Source organism: Legionella lytica (assembly GCF_044626755.1).
Classification (GTDB): Bacteria; Pseudomonadota; Gammaproteobacteria; order Legionellales; family Legionellaceae; genus Legionella; species Legionella lytica_A.
The window spans coordinates 1-16,040 of sequence record NZ_JBGORX010000014.1 but is presented as its reverse complement, the minus strand read 5'-3'; the positions used below and the strand labels follow the sequence as shown (position 1 = coordinate 16,040).

Here is a 16,040-nt window from a genome sequence, read left to right as displayed (position 1 = left end):
ACCAAGCAATGAGATCTATCCTTTATATTAAAATATGAGAAATTCAAATCTAACCATATGCGATGCAACGATACACCCAGGGGAAACTGCTAATTTAGCACTACCACTTCCCGAACTCTATTCCTGTACCTCGTTTTACATGCCTATAAAGGTAGTGCATGGAAAAGAAGCTGGCCCCTGCCTCATTCTTTTTTCTGCATTAAAGGGAGATGAGCTTAATGGCTTAGAAATAATCAACCGTCTGTTAGAGCCTGAGAAGCTCAATAACTTAAAGGGAACGATAATCGCCATCCCTGTTCTTAATGTGCTATCGTTAGTTAATCATCCCAAAGCCTCTGCTTATGGAGTTACTTTGGAACATTGTTTCCCCGGATCCGAAAATGGAACTTACGGGGAGCGTATAGCCCATATATTTACCAAAGAAATACTTTCCAAGGCAGATTATTGTATCGAATTACAAAGTGGTTCTCTCAACCATGACATTTTACCACAAGTCTATTGTGATCTTAGCGATAGACAATGTAAAAACCTGGCTCAGCATTTTGCGACACCAGTGATTACTAACATCCCCAAAATAACAAACTCACTACGACAAACCACTGAAAAACTTAATATTCCTTTGCTCATCTATCAAGCTGGTGAAGCCCTGCGTTTTAACGAATCAGCAATATCTGTTGGTCTTAATGGAATACATAAAGTATTGCATGCTTTAAAGATGTTGAATGAGACAGAGGAGATACCCTTAATTCAATTTAAAGGCATATTTTCTGAAGACCAGGACTGGATTTATTCCCATAAAAGTGGAGTACTAACTAGTAAAGTCGAGCTTGGCCAATTAATTTATAAAAATCAGATTATTGGTCATATCAATGATCCTTTTGGTGCTGGTATCTCTGAAGCGATTAAGTCCCCCTCCGATGGCATTATCGTGGGCATTAACCGCCATCCCTTGATTTATGAAGGCCAGTCAATTTTTAAGATAGCCTCATTTGTAGACAATAACCGGGCAGAAACTGTGATTGAAGCCTGGGGTGAACAACAGAACGAAAAATAATCCTGAATCCGGAGGATACTCCATGACAGTTAAAGGCCTTGTTATTTGGCTAATCTGTGCTTTATTTTTTCTTTATGAGTTTTTTTTAAGAACGGTGCTTGGAATATTTCAAGTATCGTTAATGAATGAACTCAACTTATCCGCTGTACAGTTTGCGATGATAAGTTCAACCTCTTATCAAGTAATTTATGGGCTAATGCAAATCCCAGTAGGTATTATCGCAGACCGTTTTCAACTCAAAAGAACCTTGCTTTGCGCAACGTTAATCTGTACTCTGGCAACTCTCGGTTTCGCTTTTTCCTCAGGATACAGTAGCGCTTTGTTTTATCGCTTTCTCATGGGGCTAGGTTCTTCTTTCGGCTTTGTTTGCCTGTTGCTTGCAGTCTATGATTGGTTGCCACGAAAAAATATTGCGTTTTTTATAGGCCTCTCCCAATTTATTGGAACCATAGGACCGATGCTTGCTGCTGGCCCCCTCAATTCACTATTAGCAGATAACTCTCATAATTGGCGTAGCTTATTTCTGGTATTAGCAGGTATTGGGGCAAGTTTGGCCTGTCTAGTTCTGTATTTTGTAGAGCAAAATCGTGGGCGCGAAGGAGATTTTTTTATCTTATCACGTCCTTCTACCCTTCGAAGTAATGTCCAACTCTTACTGCGCCAGAAGCAAGTTTGGTATATTGGTTTTTATTCAGCATTAGTTTACTTCACTCTAGAATACTTATCAGAAAATGAAGGCATTTCTTTTTTAGTTCATAAAGGATATACCAACATTTTTTCTGCATACCTTATTTCCATTTCGTGGTTAGGCTACGCCTTAGGCTGTCCTTTTTTAGGTTATTTATCTGATAAAGTACAACAAAGAAAACCTATTATGGTATTTAGTATTTCTTGTGTTTTAGTGAGCCTTAGCGCAATTCTTTATCTGCCCTTGTCGCAGATTGCATTAATGGGATGCTTCCTTATGCTCGGCATAGGAGCTAGTGGACAAAGTATTGGTTTTGCCATCATCAGCGAATACTGCCAAGCCCGCTATCTTACGATTGGTCTCGCTTTTAATAACTCTCTTATTATGTTTTATAGCGCCTCCAGCGCTCCGTTTATTGGTTACTTACTCGAACATAAGTCAGATTATGTTGACCCCATTTTGCACTATCAAAAAAGTTTTTCTGTACTTATTGTTTTGGTGTTATTGGGTTTCCTATTAAGTTTAGGTTTTATCAAAGAAACATTTTGTAAACAGGTAAATGAAAGTACCTTACTTAAATTAAAGCCATCATGAGGATTGGCATGGTAGCTGGACGCCCCAGTCAAACTCGTTATCTTTTAACCGAGGTATACGAGACACCGTCATACATGGACTCAGTGCTGGATGCAAGAAGCAATATAATAATTATTGGGTTTTACCGAATATCCAGCCCAAACTGGCAATGAACATGCTTTAAAAAATTTTAGTTAAACTCAAATTGAAAACTTGATTCTTGGGCTCCAATGGCACTCGACTGTTCGACAATAAATACCTTCGTGACTTAAGACTTTGGGAGAAAATATCCGCAACGGGATCTACGTGCACACTAGGCCTATAATAAGTTATCATCATATGATAAAATTATGAGCATTATTTAATGGTAATAAATAGGATTGAGCATGTTTAATTCGTTTCATATCGATGGAGTAAAAGCATTTGATGAAATAAATATGGAATAGCTAAAGATTTTTTTCTTCAAGCAATTGATATAAATCCAGAAGTAGCAGAAAGCTATCTTTATTTAGGAAATATGTTTCTTTTTTTGTGATGAAAAACAACAAGCTATTTCTCCTTTAAAAAAATTCATTGAATTAAAACAAAGTAATTCAGATGAAGTAGCCAATGTTTCTTATGTATTCGATTTATTAGGTCAATGTTATGAAGCGGAAAACAAGGACACTGCTGCACTAAGATGTTACGAGACGGCAACCAAAATTGAGGTGTGACAATCATTGGAACGAAAAGATACTCCAAGGTAAAATCTGGGCCTGTATTAATTCATTAAGTATGAATTTAAATCTGTTTTATGCACTTTAAGAGCTCTTACTAATGAAAAACCGTGAAATTAAAATCATTAACTTTCAACAAGTTGATTTATTAGACTATCTTTCAATTCCATTGATTGTCGCACCCCATTTTAGTTTATCTCGACTTAAGAATTAAAAAGCATTACTTTACCTACTAAATCAATCCCTTAATTCCATGTCTTTCTACAATATTCAGTAATTTTAGAATAGCTCCATGAGCATGACGTTTTCCTTGCTCTAAACCGCGAATCATTGCAGGACTCACATTTAAATATTTAGCAAAAACGGCCTGGCTTAAACTTTGCTTTTTACGTAGTTGTTGAATTTCCTCCCCTGTAAACTCGTGCACTACAGGCAAATCCTCATTGGTAAGATTGCGCAAAGTTTTTTTATCAATAATTTCAGCAGCATATAAGCCCTGAGCGAGATCATTAATTGTATCTTGTATGTTAGACATTTTTATTTACCTCAAAAAGTTCACCTAAGCTTGTTAATTTAGTAATTTGTTCTTCTGTAAGCGAGAGCATGATATCTGCCAATTGCTTTAGTTTTTTAAGCTCTGCTGTTGTCACATTTCCCTTCTCATTTTTAGAAAATAAATGTAACCAATAAATTCCATTATCCTTTTTAAACGCAAGGATACTTCTCGAACCTCCACTTTTCCCCCGCCCTTCTTTCGTGGCGACTCTTAATTTGTATAACCCTGCCCCTAATGAAAACTTTAGCTGTTCGTCTCTATCCAATTTGATAAATGAGGTTAAAGTTTCAATTAGAACTTTATCGTTTAAATCAACTTTCTTTGCTTCGTTATAAATTTCTTCGTTTTAAAGTGATTCATAAAAGCACCAGAATGTAATACACTGTATTATAGTACATGGTGATATAGATTTTCAAGATTGATTTGAATGTTCTCTTTGTTTTAGCGTCAATAAAACGGGGAATTTACTTACTACTTTACTCTGCAATACTTTCCCACAGAAATTAAAGCGCAAATATATTAAAAATATATGGTTAAATTATCAAATACTGTCAATTCCACACCTTGACGAGTTAATTAACTATTTTAAGACATAAACTTCGCTAAAACGTCATATAAAATTCCCCACATTAAGCTGCTCAAAAATAGGCTAAACTTAATATATCAGGTGATCTAAGAGCGAAACATGACCATTGATATAGATACATGTGAGAAGTACTGTTCCCAACTAAAATCTAATCATATTTATTCAACCCATTATGGAAGACGTTTCATTTGTAGTGCCCCCCATTTAAACCGGTCCATCTAGCCAATAATTAACGACTAGAAATAGGACTAGTAATATGACTATATCGACACCATTAGAATGTAATGAAATAATCCACTCAAGCAGTAATCGCCGTCGTTGGACGCATTTAGAGAAACAACAAATAGTCCATGAAACCTATCATTCAGGAGCCACGGTATCTTACGTTGCGAGAAAACATGGAATACCGCCCAGCCAATTATTTTATTGGCGTAAATTAATGGAGAACAGTGCATTGACTGGAGTAAAGGCAGAGGAGTCTGTGGTACCTCAAAGTGAAGCAAATGAACTCAAACGGAGAATAAAACAACTAGAACAAGTATTAGGCCAAAAGACGTTAGAGAACGAAATACTACGTGAAGCAGTAAAGCTAGGTCGGGAAAAAAAACTGATCTGGCGGCAACCCTTGCTCGGAATAAGCGATTTCGAATAAGAGCTATAGCCCGTGCTCTGGAAATATCCCGTTCTAATCTAACAGAAAGGCTTAAAAAAATGGAACCACAAAAAAATGATTACATTAAAGCAGAGGACAATGAACTGCTTCCTTATATTCGTGAAATCACCGACAAACGCAGTAGCTATGGCTATCGCAGAGTCACTGCGTTACTCAACCATCGACTGCAGTCTGAAGGTAGATTAAGAGTGAATCACAAGCGTGTATATCGTATTATGAAACTCAATAATTTATTACTTTTGGCCCCTAAGAAAACACCTACACGTTCTCATGATGGCAAAGTGATTACCTTAAAAAGTAATACGCGTTGGTGTTCTGATTGCTTTACCATTCAATGTGCTAATGGAGATCGAGTGCATGTAGCTTTTGCTATGGACACCTGTGACCGAGAAATTATCAGTTACATTTCATCCACTATTGGTATAGACGGTAGAGCTATTAGAGACTTGATACTTGAAAGTATGGAATATCGTTTTGGCACAATCGACTCATTAGCAAAGCCCATACAATGGCTTAGTGACAACGGGCCTTGTTATACAGCTCGCGAAACAGTAGCATCTGCTAGGAAGCTTGGCTTTGATGTGAGAACTACGCCTGCTTATAGTCCTGAAACAATGGCATGGCCGAGGCATTCGTTAAAACGTTTAAGAGAGACTATGTTGCTTTTAGTGATCCATTTGATGCTCAGATGCTCATGAGACAGTTACACGATTGGTTTAATGACTATAATGAACTTGCGCCCCATAAAGGGTTAAATATGATGGCACCAAGACAATTTATCAAAAGGGCTTTGGCTGGCTAAGTGGTCCGGTTTTATAGGGGCAACTCCATCAGATACTGTTACACGAAATAAGGAATAAATTCTATTGAATACAATACGCTCAAATTAATTCTATACTTTATGAATAATACTATATCAAATTAGAAAAGCCATGGATCCTTTTGAGCAAGGACAGCTTAATGAGATTTTTAAAACTTCTCCAATTCAACCGAATCTTTTAACTTCTCGTGAAAGCAGTATTCTTGAGTTCAAAGAATCTTTTGGATTGAAAAGTCTTGCCAGTTATTTAAAATCATGTGCGTCCTTCGCTAATAATCGGGGAGGATATTTAATATTTGGGATAAAAAATAAACCACATCTATTAGAAGGGCTAAATAAAAGTAGCTTGGAAAAATTTGAAAATTTGGATCCTGAATTATTATCGCAACATTTTAATTCGAACTTCTCACCAGAAATTGAATGGGATATAAATTTACACCAAATAGGCGAGCAATTCTTCGGTATACTATATATATATGAATCTAAACAAAAACCGGTGATATGTACAAAAACAACAGGTGATCAATTAAAGGAAGGTGATATATATTATCGATATAGAGGAAGAACTGAAAGAATTAAATTTCCAGAGCTTAGAACCATTCTTGAAGAATCACGAGAAAATGAACAAAAATTATGGATGATGCATTTACAAAAAATTACAAAAATTGGTGTAAATAATGCCGGTATTTTCGATTTAAAATCTGGTGTGGTCTCGGGTAGCTCAGGTTCATTCGTGATTGATAGGTCGCTGTTAAGCCAATTATCTTTTATTAAGGAAGGGGAGTTTTCCGAATGTCAGGGTAAACCAACTCTCAAATTGTTAGGTAAAATAGAGCCCGTAGACCCAAAATTGCTCATAGGAAGAAATAAAATAATTAAAACGAGAGTTATTAGAATCGCGGATATAATCCTAGACTTTTTAGATCACAAAAATATAGATACTCCTGAGGATTATGTTAAACAGATCGGGCATGAAATAACAGCATACCTACCTATTTTTTATTATATGCATAAAGCAGGACTGACTAAAGATTACGTTTTAGAGCTTTTTAGAAATGATTTTGCACGCACAAGAGCAAAAGAAAAATTAATGGAACGCATTGCAAGTAAAAAAACTGAATTTATCATAACAGTAAAAACTGATAGCACAGCGTGTAAAAGTAAGCACGAACTAATCTCCCATATAAAAGAACGGGCAGAGCTTAAATTTTCAAATATAAAGGAGATAACATATTGCCTACAAGCAATTAAAATGCTACCTATCGAAGATATAAGCTCGTTATCGAATTACCTAAGGCTATTGTTAAAGGATATATTTGAAAGTAATTATAATTCAGGTTCATCACCACTTGTAAATGAAATGCGAAAATCAATTTGCTGGATAGATGAGGCTTTATATAAGAATCTGATTTCTTAATAGAGAAATTTTGGCATTCAATAAAATTGAAACTGCTCTAATTGCTATCATTGAGTACATCGGGCTTGGGAGCAATTGAACATCCAAGCGACTTAAAAATTTTCAAGCCCCACCAACGAAAAATAGATATATCTGCTAATTTGCAAATAGTAGACATGATTAGCCAAATTTGGATAGGAGCATCATGTAATTTCTTGGAGGCAAGAGCGCATATAAGAGAATTGCTAATTCAATACGGATATGATTTAGATCGAATTGAAATTAAACAATCAAATCTTCCCATTCGTATCTAAGGTATTCAAATAAAAAATCAGTTAATTCTCTTACTTGCAGAGATATCCAATAATCAAACGAAAGAATTCAATAAAACACTTGATTGCTATAAATCAGACTTTAGCTGGAATGAGAAAATACAATGACTCAAAATATTAAATTAGAATCTCTTTATGGCCACTGGGTGAACTTTAACGATATCTGGACATTAGTATCCTTTTCATATTCAAATGAAGATAAATTGCTTCCAGAAGATCTCTTTACTCTTACTAATCTCAACCAACAATTTTTCCGCTTAGCAGTTTCATATGGGCTACTGTATGTTGTCATTGAGGGCTACCAGTCTATTAAAATAAAAGATGAAGACATAGATTTAGCTTTAAGTAATATTGATTTTGTTGATAAATTGCGTCTCTTAAGAAATGCAATATTCCATTACCAGAATAAACCCTTGCCCGAAAAACTAATGAAATTCATACTAACAGATGGAAGTTCTGAGTGGATTAGTGACTTAAGAAAAAAATTTGAATTATTTTTTATAAGTCATTTACCAATTGAAGAATTGATAACACTTAGTAAAAATAAATAAATGATACCAATTAATTGTACCCAGTAAGCATACAAGCTCAGTTCAATAAAACGCCCGGATGCAATGAATTAAACAATATTTAATTGAAACAGTTATAATGGCTTATAAAACTCACGAAAGTTCATTTTTAACACAGTTAAATGAACACTCTCGTTAAATAGCCTGTATCCGCAATCGAACATCTATTTGATTTCTGATAGATTCCTTATTAAGGTCTAATATACTGATAAAGTGTTTCTCGACTAATACCTAACTCACGAGCCAGCACGGCTTTTTTCTCGCCTTGTTCAATTCGCTCTCTTATCATTTGTATTTGCTCATCATTTAGGATTTTTTTTCGTCCAGGATAAGCCCCTCTTTTTTTTGCTAGCTCGATTCCTTCACGCTGTCTTTCTTTTAATAGTGATCGTTCAAACTCAGCAAAAGCCCCCATTATGGAAAGCATTAAGGTTGCCATTGGAGAGTTTTCATTGGTAAAAATTAAATTTTCTTTGAAGAATTTGATACAAATATCTCTTTTCGTAACTTCATTAACCAAATTTCTTAAATCAACCAAATTACGAGCAAGCCTGTCCATGCTATGAACAATAATAGTATCGCCATCCCGAACATAGTTTAATAATGCTTCTAGCTGAGGACGCTGAACATCTTTTCCAGACGCCTTATCGATAAAAACTTTATCTAATTCCATACCCTCTAATTGGCGTTCAGTATTTTGATCAAAACTACTTACGCGAATATAACCAATATTTTTTCCAGCCATAGTTTCATCTTCATAATAGTGTCAGGTTAAATTCTATGACCTTGCTCTGAAAGTGTCAATATATTAAAAATATGTATTTTTCTGACACCATTGTTGAATACATCACTGACGTCCATTTAGGATATACCCAAAACTGACACAGTGAATGCTCATTAAAAGCCTCCTGAAATTCCTAGATTCATCCAGGGCGCATATTTCTAGGTAGAAGGGTTCACGCCATCTCAGTTAGGGGCCCTTTGTATGAAAAGCTATGCATGACGATAGGGGTTTGCTACTCTGGAGGAGCGAATAAAGCGTATTCAATGGAGAGGATACTGAATGAAAAAGAACAGGATAATATTGGGATTAACGGGCGCTATAGTATGGGGCAGCGTTTCAGCAGGCACGATGGGTACTCCGGCACAGGATACCTCGTGGAGATGGGTAGGCAGTTTTAGCGCCGGTCCGGTATGGGAAGATGGCGGTGCGACACAAACCTTTAATCTCACCCCAGAGATTGAAAAGAGCTATCGAGCGAATAAGGCAACCAAAACCTTAGGTGATTTCGAAGTGTTTTTAGGTGGCCAGCGGGCATTGAGTCCGGTGCTGTTGGGGCAGCTGGGATTGGCTGTGGGTGCGACTACGGATGCTACTTTATTGGGCATAATTTGGGATGATGCTGACCCTGCATTTAATAACTTCAGCTACCGCTATAAAATACAACACACCCATGTTGCCGCGAAGGGCAAACTTTTAGCCGATATGGGCTACTGGGTGATACCTTGGGTGAGTGGGAGCATTGGCGTGGGCTTTAATAACGCATCCAATTTTCACAACACGCCGTTAATTGAGGAAGCACTCGCTACCCCAAACTTTAAATCACATACCGAAACGACCTTTACCTACACCCTAGGTGCTGGGATTCAAAAAGCACTCAATGCGCATTGGCAGGTAGGGGCAGGTTATGAGTTTGCGGACTGGGGTAAAAGCCATTTAAATCGAGCCTCGGACCAAACGATGAATCAGGGATTAAGAGTAAATCATCTATACACCAATGGGGTGATGTTTAACCTGACCTATGTAGCATAAGGACATAAAGAATGAAAAGACGTCGTTTAAGAAATTCACTGATTACGGTGACTACCGGATTGGTACTCATGAATACAGCCTGGGCGGGTGCTCCGGTATGGACGTTTGCGCCGGTATCGGGATACCCTGCTTCGGTGGACCTGAGTCCCTCACAGGCCGCCACCATCAAATACACAGTAACCAATCAATCGCGCAAACCCCATACATTAACAATGAGACCTATTCAGGGCATTACCTCGTCAGGATGCACCTCCACATTGGGTTCTCATCAATCATGCATCTTGACTCTGACCATAACAGGCAGTGGTTTAAAAGGGGATGTATTGGGAGGTCCAATCCTTTGCGAGCGCGGTAATCCCAGCCAATGCTATCAACCCAGCCACGCCAATGCTCTGGCGATTCGTCTTACACAAACACCTCCGGTGCAACAATACACCATTACTTCTTCTGCAGGAACCAATGGGTCGGTCAGCCCTAATGGCCTTCAAACGGTGAATTCAGGAACCAGTTTATCGTTTACGGCAACTCCTGATACAAATTATGGAGTGAATCAATGGCTGGTTGATGGCGCTCTGGCACAAACAGGAGGCGCCACCTACCAATTGACTAATATTACCGCCAATCACACCGTGAAGGTGACCTTTAATACCGCAACACTGACGCCCAGCGTCTCTACGCTGGGGCTGTCGGTAAATTGTCCTACTTTCTCGACATCGTCGTGTACGCCAAAAAATGACGCACTAACTGGAAAGGCACGCCAAATTACAATTACCAACACCGGTTCAGTTAATGCCACCAATGTCGTGGTTAGCTCTTCGGGACTACCCTCTGATGCCTCGGTGTCTTTCCCCTCCAGTTGCACTACTATTGCGGCTAATGGCGGAACCTGTGTGATTACGATCACCCCTGGAGCCACGGCAAGTGCTAATGCAAGCAATGCTGCCTGCACGACAGGAGTGCAGCCCGATGGGCGTGTCCAGGTGACGGCTGATGGTGGATTGTCTACGTCAGTAAATGCTTATGTCTTGAGTTACGGGTGTATTTATCAAGGGGGCTTTATTTATTCTATAAATGACACAACCCTAGATACAGGCAGTATCGGTGGAAAGACGGCCGCAGTCACAGATACCGTTCCAGGCCAAGAAATTCCTCAACCAGAAACTCCTAATTGGGGTGGTTTTGGAACATCTATTGGTTCCTCTTTATACGAAACCAGTACTCAAGGTGCGAATGATGGCAATGCCAATAGTGCGGCTATTATCAGTGCGTTAACTACGAATTACAGCAGCCCTCCATACAACGGCTCATCAGCTGTATCGTTATCTAGTTATGCCGCGGGATTATGCAGCACCTTATCGGTAGATGGTTCGGGCTCATCCGCCTGTACAGCCCCCAATACCTGTTACAGCAACTGGTATTTACCAGCCATTTGTGAGCTGGGGCCCTATAGCCTTATCTGCACCTCGGGAAGTACCAACATTCAACAGCAATTGTTCGAAAATACATTGATTCCAAGCGCTACTCTTGGGCTGGTAGATTCAAGCTATTACTGGAGCTCTACCGAGTACTCGAGCACTCCACAGAATAACGCGTTGGCCGAGCTCTTTCTCCCTGGAGGTTCTCAGACCACCATCAATAAGCTCTATCTTCTGGGTGTTCGGTGTTCTCGGGCTTTAACCTTTTAACCCTTTTCTTTTGACCTTGCTTTGCAATGCCTGCGAAGCAGGTCCTTGTTTTTAGGCATGGGGATCACCAGAAATCTCTTTGCCGTCGTCGTGGGCCGATACACCAAACCAGCCCAATAACGAAGACACTAATTTCAATCGGCAAAAGAAATTTCTGGTGCTGCCGCCATCGAGTTGCTTTGCGCCTAAAATGCGACCAATCTTCTTTTTTGCAGAGTCAAAAGTTAACTTGAGGGTGCCCTCAAAAATATCTTCATCTACTATACTAGTTACTAAGCTGGTAATTTTGGACTCTTATGTTGACGCCTTTTCAAAGTATGCTATTAAAAAAGTTTAACAATTTAAGAGCTAATTCTTTAGAGCAAGGATTTGATCAAAATGGAATAAAAGTTATTTTGCATATGCATAATCTTATACATCCTAATAAAAATCCTATTATGCTAATCGAGCAAGAAGATATGCTGGATGTTATTAAAGCAACGGTGAGTTTTTCTCAAAGCCAGGACATGCGACATCAATTTATAGTTAAATTGGATAATCATTATTTTGCTATTGATATTGAACGAGATAACCAGGGTGGCTTTCAAGCACTAATTTTGGATGCAGGTGGTGATCACAGAACATATAAATTATTAACGACTCTTGCTGACATGGTTGAAGTAAACAAAGTTTATGTAGCAATAGGAAAAACAGCACATGACAATATTCAAAAAGACCTGATTAGCTGTCCTGTATTCTCCCTAGATCATGCTCGAGACATCCAAAGTATGGATATCTATGGGTATATAGAGAAAAGTGAAGTAGAAAAAAGCGATTGGAGCATGATGGGTTTTTCAAACAAACTTAGATTTATACCATGGACTGATATGCACCCTGAAATCAATAAAAATTGCCAATCTTCTGGTTTGTGGGAAAAGTATAAAAACGAATATACAAAAAAATTTAATCCTCCAGAGGGTTATTTTAATCAATATGAGCTAATTAGAAAAAATAAACGTGAGCGTTCTGAAGCGATTGATCAGGCGTGTAAAATGAACCCCGGTAATATTATTCCTGCTGTTTTTGAAGCATTTGCTGACAGTGCCAGGCAATTTATTTCACAGAGTTCTGATCTAGAGATAAAAAGTATTTTCAAAAACTCTACCTTAAATTTTAAAACAATTAGCTGTCTTCAAAAAATTGAAGAACTCATTAATAATATCGACTGGAAGAAAAGAACAGGAACAGATACTCCTAAACATATAGCGTGGGTCAAGAAAGTTTTGGAAGATACAAATATAGATCATTATGATAAAATCGAAAAAATAAGAGAGATTGCCATCTCGGCTTGTGCGCCAGAAAAGAAATTTTTATTCTTTACATCATCATTGAGTAGCAACCCCTTAATTACTCAGGTGTATGGTACACTAAGGACAATAGATATATCCAATGAAAATTCTTTGAGTAAAGCTACTCAAAATCTAGATAAAATTTTAGAGGAATTTTCAATTGGCTCTGAGCAAAAAGCCACGTTTAGGAAATAAAAGATGAAACATTTTACTGAAAGATCCAATCGACATTGTTATTCTTATAATAACCCAACATATATTTTAAGTTTTGGTATGTCGGCTCTGCAGATAAACGAAACAAATTTCAATCGTTTATCACAAAATTCACAACGAGCTTTAGATGATGCCGATGAGAGTACAGCCCTTTCACAAGCAGGAAAAGCAGCTATTGAATATGGAATAGCAGGTCTTATCCTCTACATAGATATCCATACACAAATATTGGAAAACAATTTTCGTCAAGGTGAACTCGTTGAATTAGAAGTGATTAAGCTTCTGGCTTATATCAAATTTTCTATCACTATGTTAGAGAGAGAAGACGCTCATGCTTTAAAGTCCATTGAATTCATATCTGATGACCATCTCCTGGATTGGAAGGCTAAAGAAAAAAAATTGCTTGCTCTTGCAAATGTTGATGCCATTCAATCTGAAGTAAATCAAACTGCTGCCACCTTAGTTGATGAATGCTTTAAAGACAATTCTTCAAATTCATATGGTTTTGCCTCCTAATCTTCGTGTATGGAGCGCTGAACTATCCCGACCTCAGGCCGGGATCTTGGTAAAAAAGGGCCGTGTTCAAATTTTGGTGTGACAATCATTGGAACGAAAAGGTACTCCAAGGTAAAACCTGGGCCTGTATTAATTCATTAAGTATGAATTTAAATCTGTTTTATGCACTTTAAGAGCCCTGACTAATGAAAAACCGTGAAATTAAAATCATTAATTTTCAACAAGTTGATTTATTAGAGTATCTTTCAATTCCATTAATTTTCGCACCCCAATTTCTGTTCAAATGCCCCCGCTAATCCTATTAAAAATATGGTTAAATTATCAAATACAGCCCTAAACATTTACACTTTGTGTGGTAAAGTACAGCCTGAAAACATTTACTTCGAATAGGTCGATAATTATGTATAGCAATAATGAAGAATTTAATTCGGTGGCAATTGAATTTAATAGGAGGCTTAATGAGTTTTTAAGGACCACAAATGCTCATATTTCAAGTCAACAGTTATATTCAGAAATTGGTATAGATGATTATCTCGCCAAAAAAAGAGTGCTCGACTCTATAAAAGATAATGGTACTATTTTTGAGGTAAAGCTCCATGTTTTATTTACTGTAATGAATAAAGCAGAAATTGACTATTTCAAATTGTTATTCGAGGCAGCAAATAAAGCGATTCAGGCCCCTACCTTAGAAAATTGCAACAACTTCCAAGCGGAGTTTAATCGCTTCAAAATGGAAATCAATAAATATAAGGCAGCTCATCCTTTCTCTGCAGGATTAGGGCCTATATTAATAAACGCCTTAATATTAGTTTTATCACTCTCTCTACTCTTAATGGGTGTGATTGCATTAAGTATAGCGACGCCTCCAGTAGGACTAGTAATAGCGGCTCAATTTATCGGAGCAATTGGGAGCTTTATCACATTAGACTTCCTATTTTCGTCTAATAGGAAAACACAATATGGTTTTTTTAATAACGCACATATAAATTCCGCGGAAAAATTTGTTAACGATATGGAATTTACATCATTAGGCCTAGTGTGTACGTAGCCCCTATTTTCAGACAACATTAGTTCCCATTCGCATGATGTAGTTGTCAATATTACCCAGAAAAATTGCTTTTCGCATCGAAACTTATTGCAGATGAAGTTTCCTGAAACTAGGATTATCAATTTGAAATTAATTGAGAATCAGAAACTCAAATATTTAGGCCATTATGTGTTAATTAAGCACTATAATATTGTCCGAAAATAGGGCTACGTACACACTAGGCCAGTCGTAAGCGCAAACGTTGGACAGCTTACGAAAAACAACAAATAGTTCATGAACCCTACCAAACAGGCGTAATGGTATCCTTTATTGCTCGCAAACACGGTATTCCTCCCAGTCAACTATTTTACTGGCGGAAAATAATGGAGAATGGTGCATTGACCAGCGTTAAAACAGAAGAAGAAGTCATCCCTGAAAGCGAAGCCAAGGCGTTGAAAAACGCATAAAAGGGTGTGACAATCATTGGAATGAAAAGATACTCCAAGGTAAAATCTGGACTTAATTAATTCATTAAGCATAAATTTAAATCTGTTTTATGCACTTTAAGAGCTCTTACTAATGAAAAACCGTGAAATAAAAATCATTAATTTTCAACCAGTTGATTTATTAGAGTATCTTTTCATTCCAATGATGTCGCACCCCTATCCCAAATTTTGGCTGGCATTTCAGGATGATAAAACGATCTGAATAATTGGGCAGGTACAAACAAAACCAACCGATACAATTTGATCGCAATGTGGGTTGAACCCGCCTCTCGTGGATTAGGAATTGCAGACTCATTAGTGAATGCAGTCAAGTCTGATTCAGTTCAACGTGGATTCAATCAGGTATTTTTAGATGTTTCACCTAGCAACTTGCAAGCAACACGATTTTATAAGAAACAGGGCTTCGTTTTTTATTGATGAAGAAAAATCTCTTGAGAGCCACCCGAACATTCTTGTTCAAACGATGAAATGGCAATCAATGTAATCAACAATTACAGGGTCAGGCCTTGTCTTTTGCGTATTATCATAAGAGTATCCTTGTTTTACACTCTATCAATACACTATGCCTTACTTATACGAAAATGGGCTCAGTTCAATAAAACGCTTGATTCCAATAAATTGAACAATATTTAATTAGAACCGTTTTTTGAACCCCAAAGCGCATCAAAGTTCTATTTAAATACAGGAAATAAAGAGTTTATTAAAACGGTAGTTTTTCTATACTCATTTAGAACTAACCTAACTCAATTTACAAGCCACCTTTTTTAAAGATAATAATCCCAATAAGGGGTAGTTATGTTTCATAATAAGGCGCAGATAAATCGTATTATGAAACAAGAAGGACTAAACCTAAGGAAGTAAGACGGCTCATGTGGCTTGGTACATTAAAACACAAAGCCAATTAAAAATACTTCGTAAATTCCTCTAGCTCCTCAGGCAAGTTCGTATTTTGTTCGAGGAGTTCTTTATGATGGACAAAAAAAGCCGCC

General features: G+C 37.4%; 13 protein-coding genes and 2 pseudogenes. 12 read left to right on the top strand and 3 right to left on the bottom strand.

What is annotated here, in order from left to right:
* Positions 1–34 precede the first annotated feature (34 nt).
* Together ACD661_RS16525 and ACD661_RS16520 are read left to right on the top strand one after the other, a co-directional pair.
* Positions 35–1,054 (top strand): succinylglutamate desuccinylase/aspartoacylase family protein, encoded by a 1,020-nt coding sequence (locus tag ACD661_RS16525; RefSeq protein WP_400188947.1) that lies wholly within the window; start codon positions 35–37, stop codon positions 1,052–1,054.
* Between the two features lie 22 nt (positions 1,055–1,076).
* Complete coding sequence (locus tag ACD661_RS16520) at positions 1,077–2,336, top strand: MFS transporter (RefSeq protein ID WP_400188946.1); 1,260 nt, start codon at positions 1,077–1,079, stop codon at positions 2,334–2,336.
* Between the two features lie 927 nt (positions 2,337–3,263).
* Here the strand turns inward: ACD661_RS16520 and ACD661_RS16515 are convergent.
* Positions 3,264–3,566 carry a helix-turn-helix domain-containing protein gene (locus tag ACD661_RS16515; protein WP_400188945.1) on the bottom strand — a complete coding sequence of 101 codons (303 nt, stop codon included), beginning with the start codon at positions 3,564–3,566 and terminating at the stop codon, positions 3,264–3,266.
* Positions 3,559–3,924: a type II toxin-antitoxin system RelE/ParE family toxin gene (locus ACD661_RS16510; protein ID WP_400188956.1), complete on the bottom strand. Its 366-nt coding sequence runs from the start codon at positions 3,922–3,924 to the stop codon at positions 3,559–3,561. The genes ACD661_RS16515 and ACD661_RS16510 overlap by 8 nt, the downstream gene beginning before the upstream one ends.
* A gap of 505 nt (positions 3,925–4,429) precedes the next feature.
* On the opposite strand from ACD661_RS16510, the pseudogene ACD661_RS16505 reads away from it, so the two are divergent.
* The 3 genes and pseudogenes from ACD661_RS16505 (at position 4,430) to ACD661_RS16495 (ending at position 7,945) form a co-directional block, all read left to right on the top strand.
* Positions 4,430–5,648: pseudogene (locus tag ACD661_RS16505) on the top strand (IS3 family transposase).
* 130 nt (positions 5,649–5,778) lie between these two features.
* Positions 5,779–7,083 (top strand): ATP-binding protein, encoded by a 1,305-nt coding sequence (locus tag ACD661_RS16500; protein ID WP_400188944.1) that lies wholly within the window; start codon positions 5,779–5,781, stop codon positions 7,081–7,083.
* A 415-nt stretch (positions 7,084–7,498) separates the two neighbouring features.
* A complete protein-coding gene (locus ACD661_RS16495; protein ID WP_400188943.1) occupies positions 7,499–7,945 on the top strand; it encodes a hypothetical protein in 447 nt (148 codons plus the stop codon).
* A gap of 208 nt (positions 7,946–8,153) precedes the next feature.
* Here the strand turns inward: ACD661_RS16495 and ACD661_RS16490 are convergent, their stop codons facing one another.
* A complete protein-coding gene (locus ACD661_RS16490; protein ID WP_400188942.1) occupies positions 8,154–8,708 on the bottom strand; it encodes a recombinase family protein in 555 nt (184 codons plus the stop codon).
* A gap of 318 nt (positions 8,709–9,026) precedes the next feature.
* Here ACD661_RS16490 and ACD661_RS16485 point away from each other — a divergent pair, with 318 nt between their 5' ends.
* From ACD661_RS16485 to ACD661_RS16455, 7 genes and pseudogenes are all read left to right on the top strand, one after another.
* Positions 9,027–9,776, top strand: coding sequence for an outer membrane protein (locus tag ACD661_RS16485; protein ID WP_400188941.1), 750 nt, complete (start codon positions 9,027–9,029; stop codon positions 9,774–9,776).
* Between the two features lie 11 nt (positions 9,777–9,787).
* Positions 9,788–11,461, top strand: a complete 1,674-nt coding sequence (locus ACD661_RS16480) for an InlB B-repeat-containing protein (RefSeq protein WP_400188940.1) — start codon at positions 9,788–9,790, stop codon at positions 11,459–11,461.
* Between the two features lie 296 nt (positions 11,462–11,757).
* Positions 11,758–12,984 carry a YopJ family acetyltransferase gene (locus ACD661_RS16475; RefSeq protein ID WP_400188939.1) on the top strand — a complete coding sequence of 409 codons (1,227 nt, stop codon included), beginning with the start codon at positions 11,758–11,760 and terminating at the stop codon, positions 12,982–12,984.
* A gap of 3 nt (positions 12,985–12,987) precedes the next feature.
* The gene (locus ACD661_RS16470) at positions 12,988–13,518 is read left to right on the top strand and encodes a hypothetical protein (RefSeq protein ID WP_400188938.1); all 531 of its coding nucleotides are present in this window, start codon (positions 12,988–12,990) and stop codon (positions 13,516–13,518) included.
* A gap of 400 nt (positions 13,519–13,918) precedes the next feature.
* A complete protein-coding gene (locus tag ACD661_RS16465) occupies positions 13,919–14,566 on the top strand; it encodes a hypothetical protein (RefSeq protein WP_400188937.1) in 648 nt (215 codons plus the stop codon).
* Positions 14,567–14,805: 239 nt separating this feature from the next.
* A pseudogene (locus ACD661_RS16460) lies at positions 14,806–15,012 on the top strand (transposase); the annotation flags it as partial.
* A gap of 237 nt (positions 15,013–15,249) precedes the next feature.
* Complete coding sequence (locus tag ACD661_RS16455; protein WP_400188955.1) at positions 15,250–15,468, top strand: GNAT family N-acetyltransferase; 219 nt, start codon at positions 15,250–15,252, stop codon at positions 15,466–15,468.
* The last annotated feature ends 572 nt before the right edge of the window (positions 15,469–16,040 follow it).

Bases quoted from the DNA above. Each gene is read 5' to 3' on its own strand.
- ACD661_RS16525 (WP_400188947.1), top strand. From the start codon at position 35: ATGAGAAATTCAAATCTAACCATATGCGATGCAACGATACACCCAGGG.
- ACD661_RS16520 (WP_400188946.1), top strand. From the start codon at position 1,077: ATGACAGTTAAAGGCCTTGTTATTTGGCTAATCTGTGCTTTATTTTTT.
- ACD661_RS16515 (WP_400188945.1), bottom strand. From the start codon at position 3,566: ATGTCTAACATACAAGATACAATTAATGATCTCGCTCAGGGCTTATAT.
- ACD661_RS16500 (WP_400188944.1), top strand. From the start codon at position 5,779: ATGGATCCTTTTGAGCAAGGACAGCTTAATGAGATTTTTAAAACTTCT.
- ACD661_RS16495 (WP_400188943.1), top strand. From the start codon at position 7,499: ATGACTCAAAATATTAAATTAGAATCTCTTTATGGCCACTGGGTGAAC.
- ACD661_RS16490 (WP_400188942.1), bottom strand. From the start codon at position 8,708: ATGGCTGGAAAAAATATTGGTTATATTCGCGTAAGTAGTTTTGATCAA.
- ACD661_RS16485 (WP_400188941.1), top strand. From the start codon at position 9,027: ATGAAAAAGAACAGGATAATATTGGGATTAACGGGCGCTATAGTATGG.
- ACD661_RS16480 (WP_400188940.1), top strand. From the start codon at position 9,788: ATGAAAAGACGTCGTTTAAGAAATTCACTGATTACGGTGACTACCGGA.
- ACD661_RS16475 (WP_400188939.1), top strand. From the start codon at position 11,758: ATGTTGACGCCTTTTCAAAGTATGCTATTAAAAAAGTTTAACAATTTA.
- ACD661_RS16470 (WP_400188938.1), top strand. From the start codon at position 12,988: ATGAAACATTTTACTGAAAGATCCAATCGACATTGTTATTCTTATAAT.
- ACD661_RS16465 (WP_400188937.1), top strand. From the start codon at position 13,919: ATGTATAGCAATAATGAAGAATTTAATTCGGTGGCAATTGAATTTAAT.